Below are 19,073 nucleotides of genomic sequence, written 5' to 3'. Positions count from 1 at the left end.
GAGCGTTATGCCTTTTGCTTGTTCCGGCGATTGCCGATGACCATTCCGGCCAGGACGAACAGTACGGCGACGAGGAACATGGCCGTACCGATGACGTTGATCTGAACGGGTGTTCCGCGCTGCGCCGAACCCCAGACGAACATGGGGAAGGTGACGGTCGAGCCCGCGTTGAAATTGGTGATGATGAAGTCGTCGAAGGAGAGCGCGAAGGCGAGCAGCGCGCCCGCGGCGATTCCGGGGGCCGCGATGGGCAGGGTGACCCGGAGGAAGGTCTGCGCGGGACCGGCGTACAGGTCCTGCGCGGCCTGCTCCAGGCGCGGGTCCATCGACATGACACGCGCCTTGACGGCGGTGACGACAAAGCTGAGGCAGAACATGATGTGGGCGATCAGGATCGTCCAGAATCCCAACTGAGCACCCATGTTGAGGAAGAGGGTGAGCAGCGAGGCGGCCATCACGACCTCGGGCATCGCCATCGGCAGGAAGATCAGCGAGTTCACCGCGCCGCGCGCCCGGAAGCGGTAGCGGACCAGCGCGAAGGCGATCATCGTGCCGAGGACGGTGGCCCCGATGGTCGCCCAGACGGCGATCTGCAGGCTGATCGAGAGCGACCCGCACATGTCGGCGACCCCGCACGGGTCGCGCCAGGCGTCGGTCGAGAACTGCTGCCATTCGTAGTTGAAGCGCCCCTTCGGCTTGTTGAAGGAGAACACCGTGACGATGACATTGGGCAGCAGCAGATATCCGAGCGTCAGCAGTCCCGCGATGACGACGAGATGGCGCTTGAGCCAGCGTACGAAGGCCATTTAAACCAGATCCTCCGTCCCGGACTTGCGGATGTAGAGCGTGACCATGATGAGGATCGCGGCCATCAGAATGAACGAAAGTGCCGCGGCCGTCGGATAGTCGAGAATCCGCAGGAATTGGGTCTGGATGACGTTGCCGACCATGCGGGTGTCCGTGGAGCCGAGCAGATCGGCGTTCACGTAGTCACCGCTGGCCGGGATGAAGGTCAGCAGCGTGCCGGAGACGACACCGGGCATCGACAGCGGGAAGGTGACCTTCCGGAAGGTCGTGAAGGGCGCCGCGTACAGGTCGCCCGCCGCCTCGTGCAGTCGTCCGTCGATCCGCTCCAGCGAGCTGTAGAGCGGCAGGATCATGAACGGCAGGAAGTTGTACGTCAGACCGCAGACCACCGCGAGCGGCGTGGCCAGCACGCGGTCGCCGGACGTGATGCCGAGCCAGCTGGTGACGTCCAGGACGTGCAGCGAGTTGAGGGTGCCGACGACCGGGCCGCCGTCCGCGAGGATCGTCTTCCAGGCGAGCGTACGGATCAGGAAGCTGGTGAAGAACGGCGCGATCACCAGGATCATGATCAGGTTGCGCCAGCGGCCCGCGCGGAACGCGATGAGGTACGCGAGCGGGTAGCCGAGCACCAGGCACAGGATCGTCGCGGCACCCGCGTACAGGACCGAGCGCAGGAACTGCGGCCAGTAGTCGGCCAGGGCGTCCCAGTAGGTCGCGAAGTGCCAGGTGACCTTGTAGCCCTCCTCCAGGGAGCCCGTCTGCACGGACGTGGAGGCCTGGTAGATCATCGGCAGCGCGAAGAAGACGACCAGCCAGAGGATGCCGGGCAGGAGCAGCCAGTACGGGACGAGACGGCCGCGTTTGCGGGGCGGCTTCTCGGCGGGAGCGGGCGCCAGGGGTGGCGCCTCGGTGACGGCGGCCATCAGGCGGCCTCCTCGTCCACCGTCTCGACGCCGGCGTCGATGTCCTGGGCCGCGTCGAGGCCGAAGGTGTGCGCCGGGCTCCAGTGCAGGACGACGTCGGCGCCGGGGGTGAGCCGGGCGTCGCGGTCGATGTTCTGCGAGTAGACCTCGAACTCGGGGCAGACGGCGCTGTCGATCACGTACTGCGTGGAGACGCCGATGAAGCTGGAGTCGGCGATCTTGCCGGTGATCCGGTTGCGGCCCTCCGGGATCTCGCCGGCGTCGTCGGCGTGCGTGAGCGAGATCTTCTCGGGGCGGACGCCGACCAGGACCTTGCCGCCGGTCGCCGTGGGCGCCGAACATCGCGCCTGGGGCAGCACGAGCTTGCCGCCGCCCGCCTGGAGGACGATGTCGTCGCCGCTCTTGCTGTCGACCGCGGCCTCGATGAGGTTCGAGGTGCCGAGGAAGTTGGCGACGAAGGTGGTGTTGGGGTTCTCGTAGAGGTCGGCGGGCGAGCCGAGCTGCTCGACACGGCCCGCGTTCATCACGGCGACCGTGTCGGCCATGGTCATGGCCTCCTCCTGGTCGTGCGTGACGTGGATGAAGGTGATGCCGACCTCGGTCTGGATGCGCTTGAGCTCAAGCTGCATCTGACGCCGCAGCTTGAGGTCGAGAGCGCCGAGGGGCTCGTCGAGGAGCAGCACCTTGGGGTGGTTGATCAGCGCGCGGGCGACCGCGACGCGCTGCTGCTGGCCGCCGGAGAGCTGGTGCGGCTTCTTGCGGGCCTGCTCGCCGAGCTGTACGAGGTCGAGCATCTCCTCGACCTGCTTCTTCACCGACTTGATGCCGCGCCGGCGCAGGCCGAAGGCGACGTTCTCGAATATGTCGAGGTGCGGGAAGAGGGCGTACGACTGGAAGACGGTGTTCACCGGCCGCTTGTAGGGCGGCAGGTTCGTCACCTCCTGGTCGCCGAGGAAGACGGTGCCGGAGGAAGGTTCCTCCAGGCCCGCGATCATCCGCAGGGTGGTGGTCTTGCCGCAGCCCGACGCGCCGAGGAGGGCGAAGAACGAGCCCTGGGGCACGGTCAGGTCGAGCGGGTGTACGGCGGTGAAGGCGCCGTACGTCTTGCTGATCCCGGAGAGGCGGACGTCGCCGCTGCTGTCGTTGGTCATCGTGGTCACGCCCCTGTGAGCTTCGCGAACTTCTCTTCGTAGGCCGTCTCTTCCTTGCCGCTCAGCAAGCGGAAGGCGTGGGACTTCGCGGCCATGGCCTTGTCGGGAATGATCAGCGGGTTGTCTGCCGCTTCCTTGTCGATCTTCGCGAGATAGGGCTTCACTCCGTCGACCGGACAGACGTAGTTGATGTAGGCGGCGAGCTCGGCGGCCGGCTCGGGCTCGTAGTAGTAGTCCATGAGCCGCTCGGCGTTCGTCTTGTGGCGCGCCTTGTTGGGGATCAGCATGTTGTCGGTCGACGTGATGTAGCCGCTGTCCGGGATGATGAAGTCGAGGTCCGGGCTGTCCGCCTTGAGCTGGACCACGTCACCCGCCCACGCGATGCAGGCCGCGAAGTCGCCCTTGGTGAGGTCGGACGTGTAGTCGTTGCCGGTGAAGCGCCGGATCTGGCCCTTGTCGACGGCCTTCTGGAGACGGGCGATCACCGCGTCGAAGTCGTCGTCGGTGAAGTTCGCCGGGTCCTTGCCCATGTCGAGCAGCGTCATGCCGATGCTGTCGCGCATCTCCGAGAGGAAGCCGACGCGACCCTTGAGCTTGGGGTTGTCGAGCAGGTCGGAGACCGACTTGACCTCGATGCCGTCGAGCGCCTTCTTGTTGTACGCGATGACGGTCGAGATGCCCTGCCACGGGTACGAGTAGGCGCGGCCCGGGTCCCAGTCGGGGTTGCGGAACTGGGCGGAGAGATTGGTGTACGCGTGCGGCAGGTTGGACGGGTCCAGTTTCTGAGCCCATCCCAGGCGGATCAGCCGGCCCGCAAGCCAGTCGGTGAGGACGACGATGTCGCGGCCGGTGTCCTGGCCCGCGGCGAGCTGCGGCTTGATCTTGCCGAAGAACTCGTTGTTGTCGTTGATGTCCTCGGTGTAATTGACCTTGATGCCGGTCCGTTTGGTGAACGCGTCGAGCGTCGGGTGGTGCTTCTCGCTGTCGTCGACGTCCATGTACTCGGTCCAGTTGGAGAAGTTGATCGTCTTCTCCTTGGCCGAGTGGTCCTCGGCGGAGACGCCGCCCTGGGTCTTGCCGGCCGCGGGAATCCCGCAGGCGCTCAGCGCCCCGAGACCGCCGACGGCGAGCGCGCCGCCCGCGGAGGCGCGCAGCAGCGAACGGCGCGTGAGGGAGGCCCTGCCGTTCCTGAAACTGCGCCGCATTGCGGCCACTTGGGCCGGGGTCAGGCGCTCGGGCTCGTACTGCTCCATGCTCGTGGTGCCCTTTCGGGAGGGTCGCGGCCGTGGTCGCGGCCTGGTCTGTCACTCGGCCTCGGCCGACAGTCGGCTAGGGGCGGTCCCCGAAGATCGTGCGGTGCCAGTCCTTCCTGGCCACCGCGGTGTTGTCGAACATGACGTGCTTGATCTGCGTGTACTCCTCGAAGGAGTAGGCAGACATGTCCTTGCCGAAGCCGGACGCCTTGTAGCCGCCGTGCGGCATCTCGCTGATGATCGGGATGTGATCGTTGACCCAGACGCAGCCCGCCTTGATCTCGCGGGTCGCGCGGCCTGCGCGGTAGACGTCGCGGCTCCAGGCGGAGGCCGCGAGTCCGTACGGGGTGTCGTTGGCGAGCGCGATGCCCTCGTCGTCGGTGTCGAAGGGCAGCACGACGAGCACCGGGCCGAAGATCTCGGCCTGCACGATCTCGCTGTCCTGGGCGGCGTCGGCGACGAGCGTGGGCGCGTAGAACGCGCCGCTCTTGAGGTCGCCCTGTGGGGCGGCTCCGCCGGTGACCACGCGCGCGTAGCCGCGGGCCCGGTCGACGAATCCGGCGACGCGGTCGCGCTGGGCGTGCGAGATCAGCGGGCCGAGGTCGGTGTCCGGCGCGAACGGGTCGCCCACGCGGACGCTCGCCATCAGGGCGGCGGTCTTCGCCACGAACTCTTCGTAGAGCGGCCTTTGTACGTACGCGCGCGTGGCGGCCGTGCAGTCCTGCCCGGTGTTGATCAGCGAACCGGCGACCGCGCCGTTCACGGCGGCTTCGAGATCCGCGTCGTCGAAGACCACGAAGGGCGCCTTGCCGCCGAGCTCCAGGTGGAGCCGCTTGACGGTCGAGGTGGCGATCTCCGCGACCCGCTTGCCGACGGCGGTGGACCCGGTGAAGGAGGTCATGGCGACATCGGGGTGGCCGACGAGATGCTCACCGGCTTCCTTGCCCAGGCCCGTGACGATGTTGATGACACCGTCCGGGATCCCCGCCTCCGTGGCCGCCTCGGCGAACAGCAGCGAGGTGAGCGGGGTCAGCTCGGCCGGCTTCAGCACGATCGTGTTGCCGGCGGCGATCGCAGGGAGGATCTTCCAGGCGGCCATCTGGAGGGGGTAGTTCCAGGGCGCGATGGAGCCGACGACGCCGATGGGTTCACGGCGTACGTAGGAGGTGTGGTCACCGGAGTACTCGCCCGCGGACTGGCCCTGCAGGTGCCGGGCCGCGCCCGCGAAGAACGCGGTGTTGTCGATGGTGCCCGGAACGTCGAACTCGCGCGTCAGCTTGAGGGGCTTTCCGCACTGGAGCGACTCCGCCTGGGCGAACTCCTCGGCGCGCTCGGCGAGCACGGCGGCGAAGCGGTGCAGCGCGTCGGAGCGCTCGCCCGGGGTGGCGCCCGACCAGCCGGGAAACGCCTCACGGGCGGCGGCCACGGCCGCGTCGACGTCGACGGTGCTCGCCAGCTCGTACGTGTACACCTCTTCGCCGGTGGCGGGGTTCACGACCGCGTGCGTGCGGCCGGAGGTGCCCTTGGTCAGTCGGCCCGCGATGTACTGCGCGCCGTCCGCCAAGCGGTCCTGCGCCTGGAAGCGATGGCCCGGATTGTGCATGTCGCTCTCCTCCGCCGTTCTCCCCGTTGCCGGGGGGTCGGGCGTAGCTCCAGCTCGATTTGAGTGCCGATCCTGGCAGAGCAATGGTCCTCCAACAAGTGATTCCGTTGTTGCCTTTTGGTTACGCGACGAAATCTGTCGGCCAGGTGTCGAGTCCTCCTGTAAAAGGAGGGACGGAATGTCAGTGGTGCATGCCAGAGTGGCGTGCATGGGGAAGATCGATTCTTGGGAAGCGCTGGTCAGCGCGGTCCAATCGGGGGCGAGGGTCAAGTACCTGCACTTCTGGGGGCACCGCCCGCGACCGGACGGTCGGGTGAGTGCGAGCTGTCTCAGCCAGTGGTGGCCGTCACCGTTCGTGGTCGACGACGTCGAGTACGCGACGGCGGAGCACTGGATGATGGCGTCGAAGGCGCGCCTCTTCGGGGACGAGGAAGCGGAGCGACGGGTCCTTGCCGCTTCGAACCCCGCGCTCGCCAAGAAGGCGGGGCGGCTGGTGCGCGGCTTCGACGAGGCCATATGGGAGCGGGAGCGGTTCGGGATCGTGGTCGAGGGCAGCGTCCACAAATTCGCCGCGCACGCCGATCTGCGGGAGTTTCTGCTGGGCACGGGCGAGCGAAGCAAGATGGGGGTCCCCCCGGCCGAAGGCTCGGGGAGGGTGCTGGTCGAGGCCAGTCCCCTGGACCGTGTCTGGGGCATCGGGCTCGCTGCGGACGATGAGCGGGCCTTCGATCCCGAGCGGTGGCGGGGGCCGAATTTGCTGGGGTTCGCGTTGATGGAGGCGCGGGCGCGGCTCGGATAGCCGCTCGTGGACTGCGCCGCTCTTCTACGGGTTACTGCTGCTCCATGACGAGGGACGTGGAGAAGCCGTCGCCGCCGCCCGAGTCACCGTCGCCGCTGTCGTCCGGGACCACGACGAGGAAGACGAGCATCGCGATTCCCAGGGCGATACCGACCGCTCCGCAGATGATTCCGGCCAGCGCCTGCCCCGGGTTGGTCGCCTCACCGCGGCGTGCTTTGCGGCGGCCGATCACGCCGAAGATCACACCGAGGATGCCCAGCACGATGGCGAGCGGCCAGAGGCAGAACACGACCGCCGCGAGAATGCCGAGCACGAGACCGGCGGTGCCCATGCCGTTGCTCGGCGCGAGCGGCGGCACTGGGGGCCAGCCGTAGCCGCCTTGGTAGGCGGCATGCGGCTGAGCCGGGGCGTACTGCGCGTAGCCGTACCCGTACGGCAGCCGGCCGGGGCCGTCGGGCGCGATGGGTGGCGGGGGGACGGGTTCGCCCGGGGCGGGCTGGGGGTAGGGGGTGCGGGCTGCGGGGGCTGCGAAGGGGTTGCCCAAGACGCTCGGGGCGTCGGACCGGCGGTGGGCGGGAGGCCGCCCGGGGGTGCGAAGGGGTTGTCCCAGGGCTGGGGGCTCGGGGCGCCCGCGCCGGGGAGGGAGGTGACGGTCGGCTGGTCGTACATATAGGGAGGCAGGGGCGCGGCGCTCCCACCGGACGGAGCCGTTTCCATGGGCGGAGCCCAGGGGTTCGGCTCGGGGCGGGGTTCGGCGGTGGGCTTGTCCAGGGGGACCTTGAGAGCGGAGGTGGCCTGCTCGGGGCGTTGGGCCGGGGCATGCCCCGCTGCGGGTGCGATGCCCTGGACCTGCGAACCCGGCGTATGGCCCTGCCCGTGAGCACCATGCCCCGGCTGGGCACCCTGGGCACCCTGGGCACCAACAGCGTCCTCGGGCTCGGCGCCCTGCGCACGAGCGGCGTCCTCGGGTTCGGCCCCCTGCGCACGGCCCTCCGCAGGCGCCGCATCGCTCGGAGAGGTCGGGCCCCCCGGGCCCGGTGGAGCCCACGCGGCGCCGTCGCGTGGCGCTTCCGGCGTCTGGGCGTCGTCGGACATGCGCAGGGCCCCCTCTTCTGTCGGACGTTCCGTCATGCTACGGCCGGGCCCAACCCGCGCGGGCCGCCGCCTACGATGATCCCTGAGTCACCGATCAGCCGATCACCCGCGTCCCGCCGACCACGGTCCCGGGACGCCGTTCCGGGGAGGAACCTTGACCGACCACCGCACCGCACGCGACGACGCCCGCGATCTGCACGCCTTCATCGCCGGACTGCCCAAGGCCGAACTGCACGTGCACCACGTCGGCTCCGCCTCCCCGCGGATCGTGTCCGCCCTCGCCGCCCGGCACCCCGACTCGAAGGTGCCGACCGACCCCGAGGCCCTCGCGGACTACTTCACGTTCACGGACTTCGCCCACTTCATCCAGGTGTATCTGTCCGTCGTCGACCTCATCCGCACCCCGGAGGACGTCCGGCTGCTGACGTACGAGGTCGCGCGCGACATGGCCCGCCAGCAGGTCCGCTACGCCGAGCTGACCATCACCCCGTGGTCCTCCACCCGCCGCGGTATCGACGAACTCGCCTTCATGGACGCGATCGAGGACGCCCGCAAGGCGGCCGAGGCCGAGCTCGGTGTCGTACTGCGGTGGTGCTTCGACATTCCGGGAGAGGCGGGACTCGAGGCCGCCGAGGAGACCGCGCGGCTCGCGACCGACGACCGGCTGCGGCCGGAGGGCCTGGTCTCCTTCGGGCTCGGCGGGCCCGAAATCGGCGTACCGCGGCCGCAGTTCAAGCCGTACTTCGACCGGGCGATCGCGGCCGGACTGCGGTCGGTGCCGCACGCCGGTGAGACGACGGGCCCGGAGACGGTCTGGGACGCGCTGAACGACCTGCGGGCCGAGCGCATCGGGCACGGCACCAGCTCGGCCAAGGACCCGAAGCTCCTCGCACACCTCGCCGAGCACCGGATCGCCCTGGAGGTCTGCCCCACCTCCAACATCGCCACCCGCGCGGTCCGCACCCTCGACGAGCACCCCATCAGGGAGTTCGTCCGGGCCGGGGTGCCCGTGACCATCAACTCCGACGACCCGCCGATGTTCGGCACCGACCTGAACAGCGAGTACGCGGTCGCCGGCCGTCTCCTCGACCTCGACGAGCAGGGCCTCGCCGCGCTCGCCAAGAACGCGGTCGAGGCGTCGTTCCTCGACGAGGCAGGTAAGACGAAGCTCACCGAGGAGATCGACACGTACGCCTCGACGTGGCTCGCGCCCTGACAGGTCGCACCACCACAATGGGGCCCATGCGCACCGTGACCGCCGTCGCCCATCGCGGCGCCCCCTACCGTCTCCGCGAGAACACGATCGAATCGCTGCGTTCCGCGCTCCAACTGGGCGCGGACGCGGTCGAGATCGACGTACGACTGACCCGTGACGGCGTGCCCGTGCTGCTGCACGACAAGACTCTGAAGCGCCTGTGGGAGCAGGACCGGCCACTGCGCTCGCTCTCCTCGGACGAGGTGCGCGGACTCACGGCCGGCGGCGTGCCCACGCTGGTCGAGGCCCTCAAGGAGACCGAGGACAGCCGGATCATGGTGGACCTGCCGGGCGAGCCCGACGGCAGGGCTGTACGCCGGATCGTCGACGTCATCCGCGAGTGCGGGGCGCAAGAGCGGGTGTACTACTGCGCGGGCGCCCCGGCCATGCTGGCGGTGCGCGCCGCCGACCCCGCCGCGGAGATCGCGCTGACCTGGACGAGCGTCGCGCCGCCGCGGCCGGCGCTGCTCGAAGCCGTACGGCCGCGCTGGCTCAACTACCGCTTCGGGCTGGTCGACCGGGACCTCGCGGCCCGCGTCCACCGCGACGGCTACCTGTTGTCCGTGTGGACCCCGGACACCCGCCACTCGATGCGGCGCCTCCTGGACATGGGCGTCGACTCGATCACGACGAATCGCATCGACGCGCTGTGCGCCCTGCGTAAGGGCTGACTCAGGGGGCGTACGGCGGTTCGCCGCCTCGGGTCGCGTACGAACTCACCGGGCTCGGACGGTCGTTGCTCGACCCCATCGGCGCGTTCGGTGCCTGGGCCTTCGAGCACGGCGACGAGTTCATGGCCGCGCAGGAGCGCTACACGCGGGAGCGCTGAGCAACCGTCGCCGGGTCGGTGGGGGTGGAGCGGGTCAGGTACTGCGGCACCGGGGCCGTGTCCTCGCCGTTGTCGCGGACCAGGCCGTAGCGGATCGCGCCCTGGGCCGGGCCGGTCGTGACGTCCTTGTTCGCCTCGTCCCAGCTCGACGGAAAGACGATCAGGCCGTAGTCGGCGCCCCGTTCGTTCACGGTGAGGGTGACGGTGCCGTCGAGGTAGAAGTACTCGTTCTGCCACATCTGCTGTGTGCCGGACGGCAGTACGGCGTATCCGATGTCCGGCCCGCCCATGCCCGTGGCGTAGCCGTCGGGGCTCCCCGCGAGGGCGTCGTCCATCCGGCGGCCACCACCCGACGCCACATGGAAGAGCTTTCCCTTGAGGCCGGTCCACGCCGGCATGACCAGCGCCCCTGGTCGGGACTTCGGCGAGATCTGCCAGCGCACCAGGACGTATCCCTTGCCGCTGAGGGTCACGCCGTCTCCGCGGTGTTGCATCACCGCCTTCGCGCCGCCGGTGCTGGTGATCCCGGACTCGGGCCGGTGCGGCAGGGCGCCTGGCCGCGCGTTCGGATCCGGAGCCCGGTCGACGGCGTCGACGACCGTGCCGTACACGTCGGTCTTCGTCGGCGACGGTGAGGGCGAGGCGGACGGCGTGGGTGACGGGGTGTGCGACGGGGGGCGGGCCGTACTCGCCGCCGTGGGCGCGACGGCGGCCCGCGGGGGCGGTTTGTCCGGGGTCTGCGTCACGACGTACGCGCCGCCGGCGGCGATCGTCGCGCCGGCCGTCACCGCCACGGCGGGCTTGGTCAGCGCGCTGATCACCTTGGCGGACCATCCGACGCTTGTCGCGGCCGCCGCGGTCTTGCCGCCCAGGGCCAGCGAGAGCGTGAAGCCGACCGGTACCGGGACGAGCGCGATCCCGACGAGGAGCCGTTCGGCCGGTACGACCGTCTCGCGCGCGCCCGAGCAGTACGCGCAGCCCCGGATGTGCCGGGCCAGCCGCTTGCGCCACACCGAGTCGGGCCGTCCGTCCCAGCGACCGGTCACCTCGGGCAGCTCGGGGCAGGACGAGTCGAGCGCCCGGACGATGCCGCGCGCGGTCTCCAGGCGCTCCTTCATGCGCTGGACGCGGACGGCGGCGTGCTGCCGGCTGATGCCGACGGCCGCCGCGAGTTCCCGCCGGGTGAGCTCGCCCGCGACCTCCAGCCACCACAGCGACAGCAGTTGGCGGTCCTCGTCGTCGAGCCAGCGCACGGCTTCCGCGACCTCGCGCCGCTGCCCCTCCAACTGGAGCCGCAGTACGGTCAGTTCGGCGAAGTCGGCGGCCTGGTCGCCCGCGCCGTCGTCGAGCGTCTCGGAGGTCCGACGACGCGCCCGGTCACGTATCTGGCGCATCGCGATGGCCACAAGCCAGGACCGGAAGCTGTCCGGATCGCGCAGCGTGCCGAGGTTGTCGACGGCGCGCAGCATGGTCTCCTGCACGACGTCGTCGACGTCCGCGTGGCCGTTCAGCGCGCGGCCGACGATGTTGTAGACGAGGGGCAGCCAGCCCGCGACCAGCTCGTCGAGCGCGCGCCGGTCACCGGCCTGCGCGGCCGCGATGGTGGAGCGCCACTCCCGCCCGTCCACGTCCGTCCTTCCCCTGGTCTCTTCGTCTTCGGAACGTACCTTCTCGGCCATCGCCGCGGCTCACGGGGCCGTGTCCACGACGTTTCACCTTTGGAGACGGAGAGGGACGCTCCTCGATAACAGTTTTTTGCGGGGGCGTGCCGAGCGAAACTTTCGACCCCGCGAAGCCCCTCCCAGGCCCCCTAGGGGCGACCCTTGCGCCGATGCGGGGGACGGCCCCCTCCTCAGTGACGATCCCGGGGACCGCGTACGGCCGCAGGATGAACATCATCTCCGACCGCCGCACCGATCACAGGAGTGCTCAATGGCCGTACGCCGCCCCGTAGTTGCCCTCGCCGTCGCCGTCGCCCTCGGTCTCGCCGCCGGCCCCTTGAGCGCGCCCGCGCTCGCCTCCCCCGGCACGGTCGCCGCGCGGACGACGGGACCCGACGCCGAGGCCCTGCGCGCCGCGCTCGCCGGGCTCCCGGACGCGGACGCGACCGCCGCGCTGGTGCGGGTCGGGGGCACCGACGGCCGCTGGCGCGGCAGCGCGGGCGTGCACGATCTGGCGAGCGGGCGGAAGGCCGACCCGAACGCGCTCTTCCGGGCGGGTTCGACGACGAAGGTGGTCACGGCCGCGGTCGTGCTCCAGCTCGCGGCGGAGGGCAAGGTCGAGCTGGGCACCCCTGTGCAGCACTACCTGCCCGGACTGCTGTCGACCGCCTTCAAGCCCATCACCGTACGGCAGTTGCTGAACCACACCAGCGGGATCCAGGCGGGCGACGGCTTCGGCGACTCCTTCGAGGAGGCGTACGCGCACCGCTTCGACACGCTCACGCCGAAGGAGGTCGTCGTCTCGGCGGTGGCGAAGGGGCCGGAATTCCGCCCGGGCGAGAAGCAGGACTACCTGAACATCAACTACACGATCCTCGGCATGCTGATCGAGAAGGTGACCGGGCACACGTACGCGCGGGAAGCGACCCGTCGGATCCTCCGGCCGGCCGGGATGCGCCACTCGTACTTCCCCGGCACGGACCCGCGCATCCACGGACCGCACAACCACGGCTACCAGGCGGTGAAACGGGCGGACGGTACGACCGAGTTCGTCGACGTCACCGACTGGAACCAGGCGGACCGCTGGGCCGCGGGCGACATGATCTCCACGACGGCGGATCTGGAACGGCTGATCACCCACCTCTTCCGGGGCGATCTGGTCCCCGAGCCACAGCTGGAGGAGATGTTCACCGTCCCCTCGGGCATCGAGGGCGCCGACATGAGCGCGGGGCTCCAGCGCTTCGAGTACGGAGGCAGGGTCTACTGGCTCAAGTCGGGCGCCCGGTACGGCTACAGCGCGGTCGTCGTGGCCACCAGGGACCTCTCCCGCACCCTCGTCTACTCGGTCAACTCGACCGACGCGAAGGGCGAGTCGATGAACCCGGTGGCCCAGCGGATCGCGCTGGCGGCGCTCAAGTAGCCAGGGCCGGGGCGGCCTGACCGGGATTCGGGGTGAGCGCCTCGAGCCGCTTGATCTTCTTCCGTACGACGTACAGCGGGATCACCCCGATGATGCCGAAGGACATGTCGATGACGGTCCACCAGAAGGGGATCCCGCGGATCGGCCCGCAGATCAGTGCGAGCGGGACGATGCCGGCGCAGGCGATCATGCCGAACTCGACGACCCAGATGTTGCGCACCGGGTCGCGGTACGGCCCGTAGAAGGCGACCGCGATCACAAGATGCGCGAACGCCAGCCAGTCCGTTCCGTACAGCACGAAGGGGTACTTGGCGTCGGTGGCGTCGAGCCCGCGGCGTACGTGCTCGATCCAGTCCATCAGGACGGGCAGGTGCTCGGGCACCGAGAGGGACCGCAACAGGTCCTCGGTCCAGTGGAGTTCGTGCACCAGAGGGAATGCCGTGGCGCCGCTGAGCACCAGGCAGACGACAAAGATGACCAGCCATGCGCGGATGCCCTTGAGAAGGGCGGCTCTGTCGCTCATGGCAGGAGCGTACGCCCCGACTTGAACATGTTCAAAACTACGTCGGCCCGGGGGTCGGTATCGCCGACGGCGCGCGGGTGGGGACGGCGCTCGTCGGGGTGCCGGGGCTGTCGGTCCGCGTACTCGCGGTGGGACGGGGGCCGGTGCTGCGAGTGCTGCCGGTGGGGCGAGGACTGACCGGCTCGGGCGACGCCGACGGAGTGGGCGCGACCGAAGGACTGCTCGCGGGCGGTGGGGCGAGAGGGACCGTCGGGGACGTGGGCGCCTCGGAAGTCGCCGTCAGGTGGAAGGGCAGCGCGACGAGAGCGGCGACGGCGCACGCCAGGCCGACGCCGACCGCGGAGCGGAGCAGCCTGCGGCGGGCCGCACCGCGGCGGATCGCCTCGTAGCGGCCGGCCGGTGGGCCGAGGTAGTCGGAGGGGGGTCGCAGGATCACGGCGAGGGGGTCGTCCGGTTCGAAGTCCGGATCGTCGTCAGAGTGTGTGATCAAGGCTTCTCCTCAGGTGGGCGCGGAGCAGTTCGCGGGCCGCGTGGAGGTCGGCCTTGATGGTTCCTTCCTTGCGCCCGGTCAGCGCGGACACCTCCCGGATCGGCATGTCAGCGTAGTAGTGCAGCAGGATCGGGACGCGCAGTCGTTCCGGCAGCGACTGCACGAGCAGGCGTACCGACGGGTCGGCCTGTTCGGTCTGCGGGCGGACGGCGGCTTCGGCGGTGGCGCGGCGCACGGCTCTGCGTTCGCGTTCGAGCTTTCGCCAGTGGTCCCGGACGAGGTTGGCCGCGGTGACGTAGAGGAAGCCGCGGGGCTCCGCCACGGAGGTCCAGCGGGCCCAGAGCCGGGTGAACGCCTCCGAGGCGATCTCGTGGGCCGTCTCGTCGTCGTCGACCAGCCGACGGCACCAGCCGGCGAGGCGCGGGTAGAGGGCGGCGAACAGCTCGGACGCTGCCTTCTCGCGGGACCGTTTCAACGCTCTCCATGGTCGTGAGGGCACTCGCAGAGAACTCGTAGAGAACTCATGGCCAAAGAGCCCGGGCCGTCGGCGTACGTTCCGTCGGCCCGGGATCCGGGTGGGGCGGGTCAGGGAGTCGCGGAGCTCAGCGCCGCGAAGACGATGACGTTGTCGAGGTATCCGTCGCCGGTACGGGGGCCGCCGCACGTGATGAGCCGCAGCTCGGGACGGTCCACGTCCCCGTAGACCGCGTCGGCGGGGAACTCCGCCTTGGCGACCGTCCGTACGGAGGTGACGGCGAACTCCGCCGTCGTGCCGTTCTCCAGGCGCGCCACGATCCGGTCACCCCGGCGCAGCCGCGCGAGGTGGCGGAAGACCCCGTCCCCGTACGCGCCGACCGTGACATGGCCGAGGACCACCGAAGGGCCGACCTGACCCGGCGTCGGCGAATGCCGGTACCAACCCGCCCGGTCGTGCGCCGCGATCGGAGGCACCTGCAGGCTGCCGTCCGAGGCCAACCCCAGCTGCATGACCGGGGTGTCGACCCCGATGGCGGGGATCCGCAACGCGACCGGCACCGAACGCCCGAGCGCACGCACGGACTTGTCGGGGGCCCGCGAAGGCGGCGGCGTGCTCCTGGGGCGTGCGGTCGTGGCCCGGCCGGCCCCGTGGCCGCCGCAGCCCACGAGCAACGAGGCCATCGCCGCGGTGGCGAAGACGCGCCTGGAGGGCAGGGTCATGCCCCGGTCGCCCGCCGACGCCGTACGACGAAGACCGCCGCGCCTCCCACGGCGAACACCGCGGCAGCTCCCCCGCCGATCAGCCCGCCGTCGGCTCCGGACCGCTTCGACACCGGCGCCACACCGGTGTCCGGCGCACCGCTCGGTACGACGGAGACCTGGCTCGGGGCCGGCGCCCGCGTCGGTACGGCACTCGGAGCCGGGGCGGCGCTGGTCGGCGCGGACGTGGTGGTCGGGACCGGGGTCGGGGCGGTGGTGGCCGGGGCGGGTGCGGTGGTGGCGGTCGGGCGGCTCGTGGGGGCGGGGCTCGCCCCGTCGGCGAACGCGGGCACCGTGCTCGCCAGCACGGCGGTGCTCGCGAGTGCCATGGCGCTGAGGACAGTTCGGCGCATGAATCGCTCTCTTTCGTCGGTCCGCCCACCCGGTGACTCGGTGGGCTGGGTTGTGGATCGAGCGGAGAGACGAAGCGGCGGCGGGGCGGGTTGTAAAGAGACGGCAAAGCCGTCGGGGGCCGCCGCGTCGCGCGCGGGAGGAACGCGGCGTTTACGCGGTCGTGTTCGGTGGGATCAGCGGTCGTGTTGGGTGGGATCAGCGGTCGTGTTGGGTGGGATCAGGCGTCCGCGACCGTCGCGGTGACGGGCGTGCCGATCTCGACCGTGCGGCTGACCGTGCACAGCCGGTCGTGGGAGGTCTTGACCGCCCTGGGGAGAATCGCGCGGGCGCGGTCGCCGAGCTCGCCGTCCGGGAAAGCGACGGAGAAGGTGACCACGAGGTCGGTCATCCGGTTGCCCAGCTCGTCACTGATCTTGTCGCCGGTCACGGTGACGGCGAACCCCGTGGGCTCCGCGTGGCGGCCGGTGGCGACATCGACGTCGGCCGCCGTGCAGCCACCGATCGCGGCGAGCAACAGCTCGACCGGGGTGAAGTCGGTGCCGTCGTGAGGATCGGAACTGGTACCGAAGCTGATCACACCGCCGCGCGCGTTCGTCGCGGTGAAGTGGCCGGCGCCGGTCCGCTCGATGGTCACGGAGCGCAGGGTGTTTTCGGTCATGCCGACGACACTAGTGTCACGCGGCGCGGACCGCCGTGGTTGTCGGCCCGGTCGAGGTTGGACGCTGTGCGCGTACGGCGCACCGGCGGGACGGCACGCGAGACAGCGCCCCGGTCGCACCGGAGCCACGGCCCGCGGGACAGCACTCCGGTCGCACCGGAGCCACGGCCCGCGAGACAGCACTCCGGTCGCACCGGAGCCACGGTCCGCGAGACAGCGCTCCGGTCGCACCGGAGCCACGGTCCGCGAGACAGCACTCCGGTCGCACCGGAGCGACCGGACGCGAGACAGCGCTCCGGTTGTCACCGCGCAATGCCTAGTGCACCGGTCGCGACACCTTGTCCCGCCGGCCGTGCAACGCGAAGTCTGCCCGAACAACCGAGCCGGGCCGCAGCAGCTTCTGATGGACCATCGGATTCCGGCCGACGGACGAGACCACGATGCTGAGGTATCCCTCGGGGAGACCGGTCGCGGCGTACTCCCCGTGTTCGTCGGTCGTGGTACGCAGCAGTTGCCGGCCCGCGGTGTCCATGACGATCACTGTGGCACCACGGACGGGGCGCGGCTCGGAGTCGTGGACGGTGCCGACCAGCATCGGCACCGCCTCGCCGAAGTGGTGGTGACGGTGGACGGGGAGCGCGGTGGGGATCGGCATTTCCAGCGCCGGGTCGTCCACCGGGGGCTCCTCGACCTCCCCCTGGTCGCCGTCGGCGTACAGCCGGGCGCCCTGCGGTTCCGGAGCCAGGCGTCAAGGCCCAGCAGGGCGGCGCCCGCGGCGATCCACGCGCACAGCACCAGAACGGGCTCGAGCACCCCGGCGCCATCGAAGTAGAGGACTCCGCGCAGGGCGTCGACCGCGTTGGCCAGGGGCATTACCGCGTGCATGTGCTGGAAGAACGTCGGCAGCATCGGGGCGGCCACCGCGCCGCCGCTGGTGGGGATGCTCAGCACGATGAACAGGCCCATGCCCACGGCGGGGAAGAACTGCCGGGTGAAGGGGGCCAGACCCGAGGCGGAGGTGGCCACGGCCGTGGTGAGCAGGAAGGCGATCGCCATGGCGGAGGGGTCGGCGGGCAGGTAGCCGAGGCCCGTGCCGATCAGGTAGTCGGCGACGCTGAACAGGGCGGCGGCACCCACGATCGTCAGCAGTTTCCCGCGTCGGCTGAAGGTCACCACACGCAGCAGGGTGGTCGCGAGGATGTAGCCGGGGACGCTCCAGGCGATCCCGAAGTAGAGCAGGGTCGAGCCCAGCAGGTCCTTGCTCACGGTGGGCGCCACGTCCTCGACCGTGAGCCGCTGGTGGCTCCGGGCGGCGACCTCGGTGAACACGGTGCGCAGCGTCTGTTCGAACGACATCCCGTTGGCCTTGGCCACGTACAGCACCGGATGCCGGCCGTCGGCGACGAAGCCCGCCGCCGCATGCCGGTCCAGCACCGCCTGCCGGGCTGCCCGCCCGTCGGTCACCGCCGTGATGTCGAAACCGCCGGGATACTGCCGCCGCAGCTCGCCGCCGATCCTCCGCGCGACAGCCGGATCCGCGACCGCCACCTTCACGTGGTGGGGCTGCGGTGCGTGCAGGGCGGGGGCGAAGCAGAACAGGAAGCCGAGGAAGAGGGCCGCCGGAAACCACAGGGCCTCGGCCAGGGTTCTGGCCGAGGCCGGGCCGGGGGGCCGCTCGGTCTGTTCCGCCATGGGGCCCTCCTCGGGCTGATCGCTGCTCGAACCGGGGCTGCCGGAAGGACCCGATCCGGCCCGGTCGGCAGCACAAGGGCCCATGGTAGAAACTTGCAGTGATGCATTTTTGCAGGGCTGCAACCGAATCGGGACGACAGTAGACTCCGGGAGTGTGATGACACCCGTGACACCCGTGACGAGCAGCCCTCCGGAGGGGTTGCGCGAGCGCAAGAAGCGGGCGACCAGAAGAGCTCTGCAGGCCTCGGCGGTGACCCTCTTCCGTCGGCACGGCCCGGACGCGGTCACGGTGGAGGACATCTGCGCGGACGCGGGTGTGTCTCCCCGCACCTTCTTCAACTACTTCTCGGCCAAGGAGGAGGCGGTCTTCTCGCTGGAGGAGGGCATCCCCTCTCTGATCCAGCAGCGGATCACCGACCGCCCCGCGCACGAGACCCCGCTGGAAGCGATCCACGCGGTGCTCGCCGAGCGCCTGGGCGAACTCACCACCGGCGGACTCCTGCTGGGGCGCGCGGCGCTCCTGCGCGAGCGCCCCGAACTGCTGCCGCGTATCACCCAGACGCACCGCGCGGTCGAGGACGCGGTCATCGCAGCGGTGGCGGCACGCACCGGCCTGCCGGAGAGCGACCTGTACGTCCGCACCACCGCGGCGGTCGCCTTCGCCGCCCAGCAGGCAGCCGTCACCTGCTGGCAGCCCGACTCCGGCGACGACGCGGTCACCGTGCTCGACAGGGCCTTCGACCTGGTCCGCGACGGGCTCTCATGGGAGCCACCGACCGGCTGACGGCTGTGCAGAGCCGGGCGCGCGTCCCGGCTGTCACTGTCGCTGTCATCGCCGGTTCTCTCCCGCCGAAGGGACACCACTCAGGAGGTGAGGTCGGCCCCGTAGAGCGTGCGTTCTCCGACGAGTTGACGGCCGGTGACCAACTCGGACTCGATGCGGATGAAGACTTCCTCACGTACAGCCACCCACGGGCGCGGACCGCTCAGGGACAACCGGGCGTGCTCGGCGGGGTCGGTCACCACCCTGGCGCAGCCAGTCACCACGACGCTCCAACCGGAGTGGGTCGTCACGTCCACCTCGTCGGCTTCGAAGGCGACCACCACACCATCGACGGCGGAGGCCAGCTCGGAGTCCGCGGAGGTGCGCAGCAGTACCGCGGAACCCTGTCCAGGCAGAAGTTGGCGGGCAGGACCGCGGGCAAGGCGTGGCGCGTGTGGACGATGCGGCCGATCGGTGCCCCCTCCAGCAGACGGAGGCACTCTTGCCGGTCGAGCTCATGGAAGTCGTCGTTGGGATTCATCACCGAGGTCACTTTCACGC

At 70.3% G+C, this 19,073-nt stretch carries 19 protein-coding genes and 3 pseudogenes; 6 read left to right on the top strand and 16 right to left on the bottom strand.

Annotated elements, in window-relative coordinates; translation table 11 throughout:
* Positions 1-5: 5 nt before the first annotated feature.
* From AB5J53_RS34670 to AB5J53_RS34650, 5 genes are all read right to left on the bottom strand, one after another.
* The gene (locus AB5J53_RS34670) at positions 6-806 is read right to left on the bottom strand and encodes an ABC transporter permease (RefSeq protein ID WP_189189039.1); all 801 of its coding nucleotides are present in this window, start codon (positions 804-806) and stop codon (positions 6-8) included.
* Positions 807-1,730, bottom strand: a complete 924-nt coding sequence (locus tag AB5J53_RS34665) for an ABC transporter permease (protein WP_369249543.1) — start codon at positions 1,728-1,730, stop codon at positions 807-809. It abuts the gene before it with no gap.
* On the bottom strand, positions 1,730-2,890 hold the full coding sequence (locus AB5J53_RS34660) for an ABC transporter ATP-binding protein (RefSeq protein ID WP_369249542.1): 1,161 nt from the start codon (positions 2,888-2,890) through the stop codon (positions 1,730-1,732). Before AB5J53_RS34660 ends, AB5J53_RS34665 begins: the two co-directional genes overlap by 1 nt.
* Entirely contained in the window at positions 2,887-4,134 is a 1,248-nt protein-coding gene (locus tag AB5J53_RS34655) for a spermidine/putrescine ABC transporter substrate-binding protein (protein WP_369249541.1), read from the bottom strand. Before AB5J53_RS34655 ends, AB5J53_RS34660 begins: the two co-directional genes overlap by 4 nt.
* Positions 4,135-4,210: 76 nt before the next feature.
* Complete coding sequence (locus tag AB5J53_RS34650) at positions 4,211-5,737, bottom strand: gamma-aminobutyraldehyde dehydrogenase (protein WP_369249540.1); 1,527 nt, start codon at positions 5,735-5,737, stop codon at positions 4,211-4,213.
* Between the two features lie 178 nt (positions 5,738-5,915).
* On the opposite strand from AB5J53_RS34650, the gene AB5J53_RS34645 reads away from it, so the two are divergent.
* The gene (locus AB5J53_RS34645; RefSeq protein WP_369249539.1) at positions 5,916-6,536 is read left to right on the top strand and encodes an NADAR family protein; all 621 of its coding nucleotides are present in this window, start codon (positions 5,916-5,918) and stop codon (positions 6,534-6,536) included.
* Between the two features lie 31 nt (positions 6,537-6,567).
* Here AB5J53_RS34645 and AB5J53_RS34640 read toward each other — a convergent pair whose 3' ends face one another.
* Positions 6,568-7,080: a DUF4190 domain-containing protein gene (locus AB5J53_RS34640; RefSeq protein WP_369249538.1), complete on the bottom strand. Its 513-nt coding sequence runs from the start codon at positions 7,078-7,080 to the stop codon at positions 6,568-6,570.
* Between the two features lie 652 nt (positions 7,081-7,732).
* Here AB5J53_RS34640 and AB5J53_RS34635 point away from each other — a divergent pair.
* The 3 genes and pseudogenes from AB5J53_RS34635 to AB5J53_RS34625 form a co-directional block, all read left to right on the top strand.
* A pseudogene (locus AB5J53_RS34635) lies at positions 7,733-8,847 on the top strand (adenosine deaminase).
* Positions 8,848-8,873: 26 nt separating this feature from the next.
* Positions 8,874-9,557, top strand: a complete 684-nt coding sequence (locus AB5J53_RS34630; protein ID WP_369249537.1) for a glycerophosphodiester phosphodiesterase — start codon at positions 8,874-8,876, stop codon at positions 9,555-9,557.
* Positions 9,554-9,715 (top strand): annotated as a pseudogene (locus tag AB5J53_RS34625) (winged helix-turn-helix transcriptional regulator); the annotation flags it as partial. The gene AB5J53_RS34630 and the pseudogene AB5J53_RS34625, both read left to right, overlap by 4 nt.
* Here AB5J53_RS34625 and AB5J53_RS34620 read toward each other — a convergent pair.
* Entirely contained in the window at positions 9,697-11,394 is a 1,698-nt protein-coding gene (locus AB5J53_RS34620) for an RNA polymerase sigma factor (protein ID WP_369249536.1), read from the bottom strand. The pseudogene AB5J53_RS34625 and the gene AB5J53_RS34620 sit on opposite strands and share 19 nt — an antisense overlap.
* A gap of 253 nt (positions 11,395-11,647) precedes the next feature.
* Between AB5J53_RS34620 and AB5J53_RS34615 the strand changes: the two genes are divergently transcribed.
* Entirely contained in the window at positions 11,648-12,796 is a 1,149-nt protein-coding gene (locus AB5J53_RS34615; RefSeq protein ID WP_369249535.1) for a serine hydrolase domain-containing protein, read from the top strand.
* Here the strand turns inward: AB5J53_RS34615 and AB5J53_RS34610 are convergent.
* The 8 genes from AB5J53_RS34610 to AB5J53_RS34575 all read right to left on the bottom strand — a co-directional run bounded on the left by AB5J53_RS34610 (position 12,789) and on the right by AB5J53_RS34575 (position 17,749).
* A complete protein-coding gene (locus AB5J53_RS34610) occupies positions 12,789-13,319 on the bottom strand; it encodes a hypothetical protein (protein ID WP_369249534.1) in 531 nt (176 codons plus the stop codon). The genes AB5J53_RS34615 and AB5J53_RS34610 overlap by 8 nt on opposite strands.
* A gap of 37 nt (positions 13,320-13,356) precedes the next feature.
* A complete protein-coding gene (locus AB5J53_RS34605) occupies positions 13,357-13,809 on the bottom strand; it encodes a hypothetical protein (protein ID WP_369249533.1) in 453 nt (150 codons plus the stop codon).
* A complete protein-coding gene (locus AB5J53_RS34600; RefSeq protein ID WP_369249532.1) occupies positions 13,793-14,284 on the bottom strand; it encodes an RNA polymerase sigma factor in 492 nt (163 codons plus the stop codon). The genes AB5J53_RS34605 and AB5J53_RS34600 overlap by 17 nt, the downstream gene beginning before the upstream one ends.
* A 110-nt stretch (positions 14,285-14,394) precedes the next feature.
* The gene (locus AB5J53_RS34595) at positions 14,395-15,006 is read right to left on the bottom strand and encodes a class F sortase (RefSeq protein ID WP_369249531.1); all 612 of its coding nucleotides are present in this window, start codon (positions 15,004-15,006) and stop codon (positions 14,395-14,397) included.
* Positions 15,003-15,398, bottom strand: a complete 396-nt coding sequence (locus AB5J53_RS34590; protein ID WP_369249530.1) for a sortase-dependent protein — start codon at positions 15,396-15,398, stop codon at positions 15,003-15,005. Before AB5J53_RS34590 ends, AB5J53_RS34595 begins: the two co-directional genes overlap by 4 nt.
* 218 nt (positions 15,399-15,616) lie before the next feature.
* Positions 15,617-16,057, bottom strand: coding sequence for an OsmC family protein (locus AB5J53_RS34585; protein WP_369249529.1), 441 nt, complete (start codon positions 16,055-16,057; stop codon positions 15,617-15,619).
* Between the two features lie 316 nt (positions 16,058-16,373).
* Positions 16,374-16,589 carry a carboxypeptidase-like regulatory domain-containing protein gene (locus AB5J53_RS34580; protein ID WP_369249528.1) on the bottom strand — a complete coding sequence of 72 codons (216 nt, stop codon included), beginning with the start codon at positions 16,587-16,589 and terminating at the stop codon, positions 16,374-16,376.
* Positions 16,590-16,594: 5 nt separating this feature from the next.
* Positions 16,595-17,749: a hypothetical protein gene (locus tag AB5J53_RS34575; RefSeq protein WP_369249527.1), complete on the bottom strand. Its 1,155-nt coding sequence runs from the start codon at positions 17,747-17,749 to the stop codon at positions 16,595-16,597.
* 166 nt (positions 17,750-17,915) lie between these two features.
* Here AB5J53_RS34575 and AB5J53_RS34570 point away from each other — a divergent pair, with 166 nt between their 5' ends.
* Positions 17,916-18,533 carry a TetR family transcriptional regulator gene (locus tag AB5J53_RS34570; protein ID WP_369249526.1) on the top strand — a complete coding sequence of 206 codons (618 nt, stop codon included), beginning with the start codon at positions 17,916-17,918 and terminating at the stop codon, positions 18,531-18,533.
* A gap of 80 nt (positions 18,534-18,613) precedes the next feature.
* On the opposite strand, the pseudogene AB5J53_RS34565 reads toward AB5J53_RS34570, so the two are convergent.
* Positions 18,614-19,053 (bottom strand): annotated as a pseudogene (locus tag AB5J53_RS34565) (pyridoxamine 5'-phosphate oxidase family protein).
* Positions 19,054-19,073 lie beyond the last annotated feature (20 nt).

Source organism: Streptomyces sp. R41 (genome assembly GCF_041053055.1).
Taxonomy (GTDB): domain Bacteria; phylum Actinomycetota; class Actinomycetes; order Streptomycetales; family Streptomycetaceae; genus Streptomyces.
Note: the sequence above shows the minus strand (reverse complement) of the source record. Positions and strands in the feature narration are given on the sequence as shown.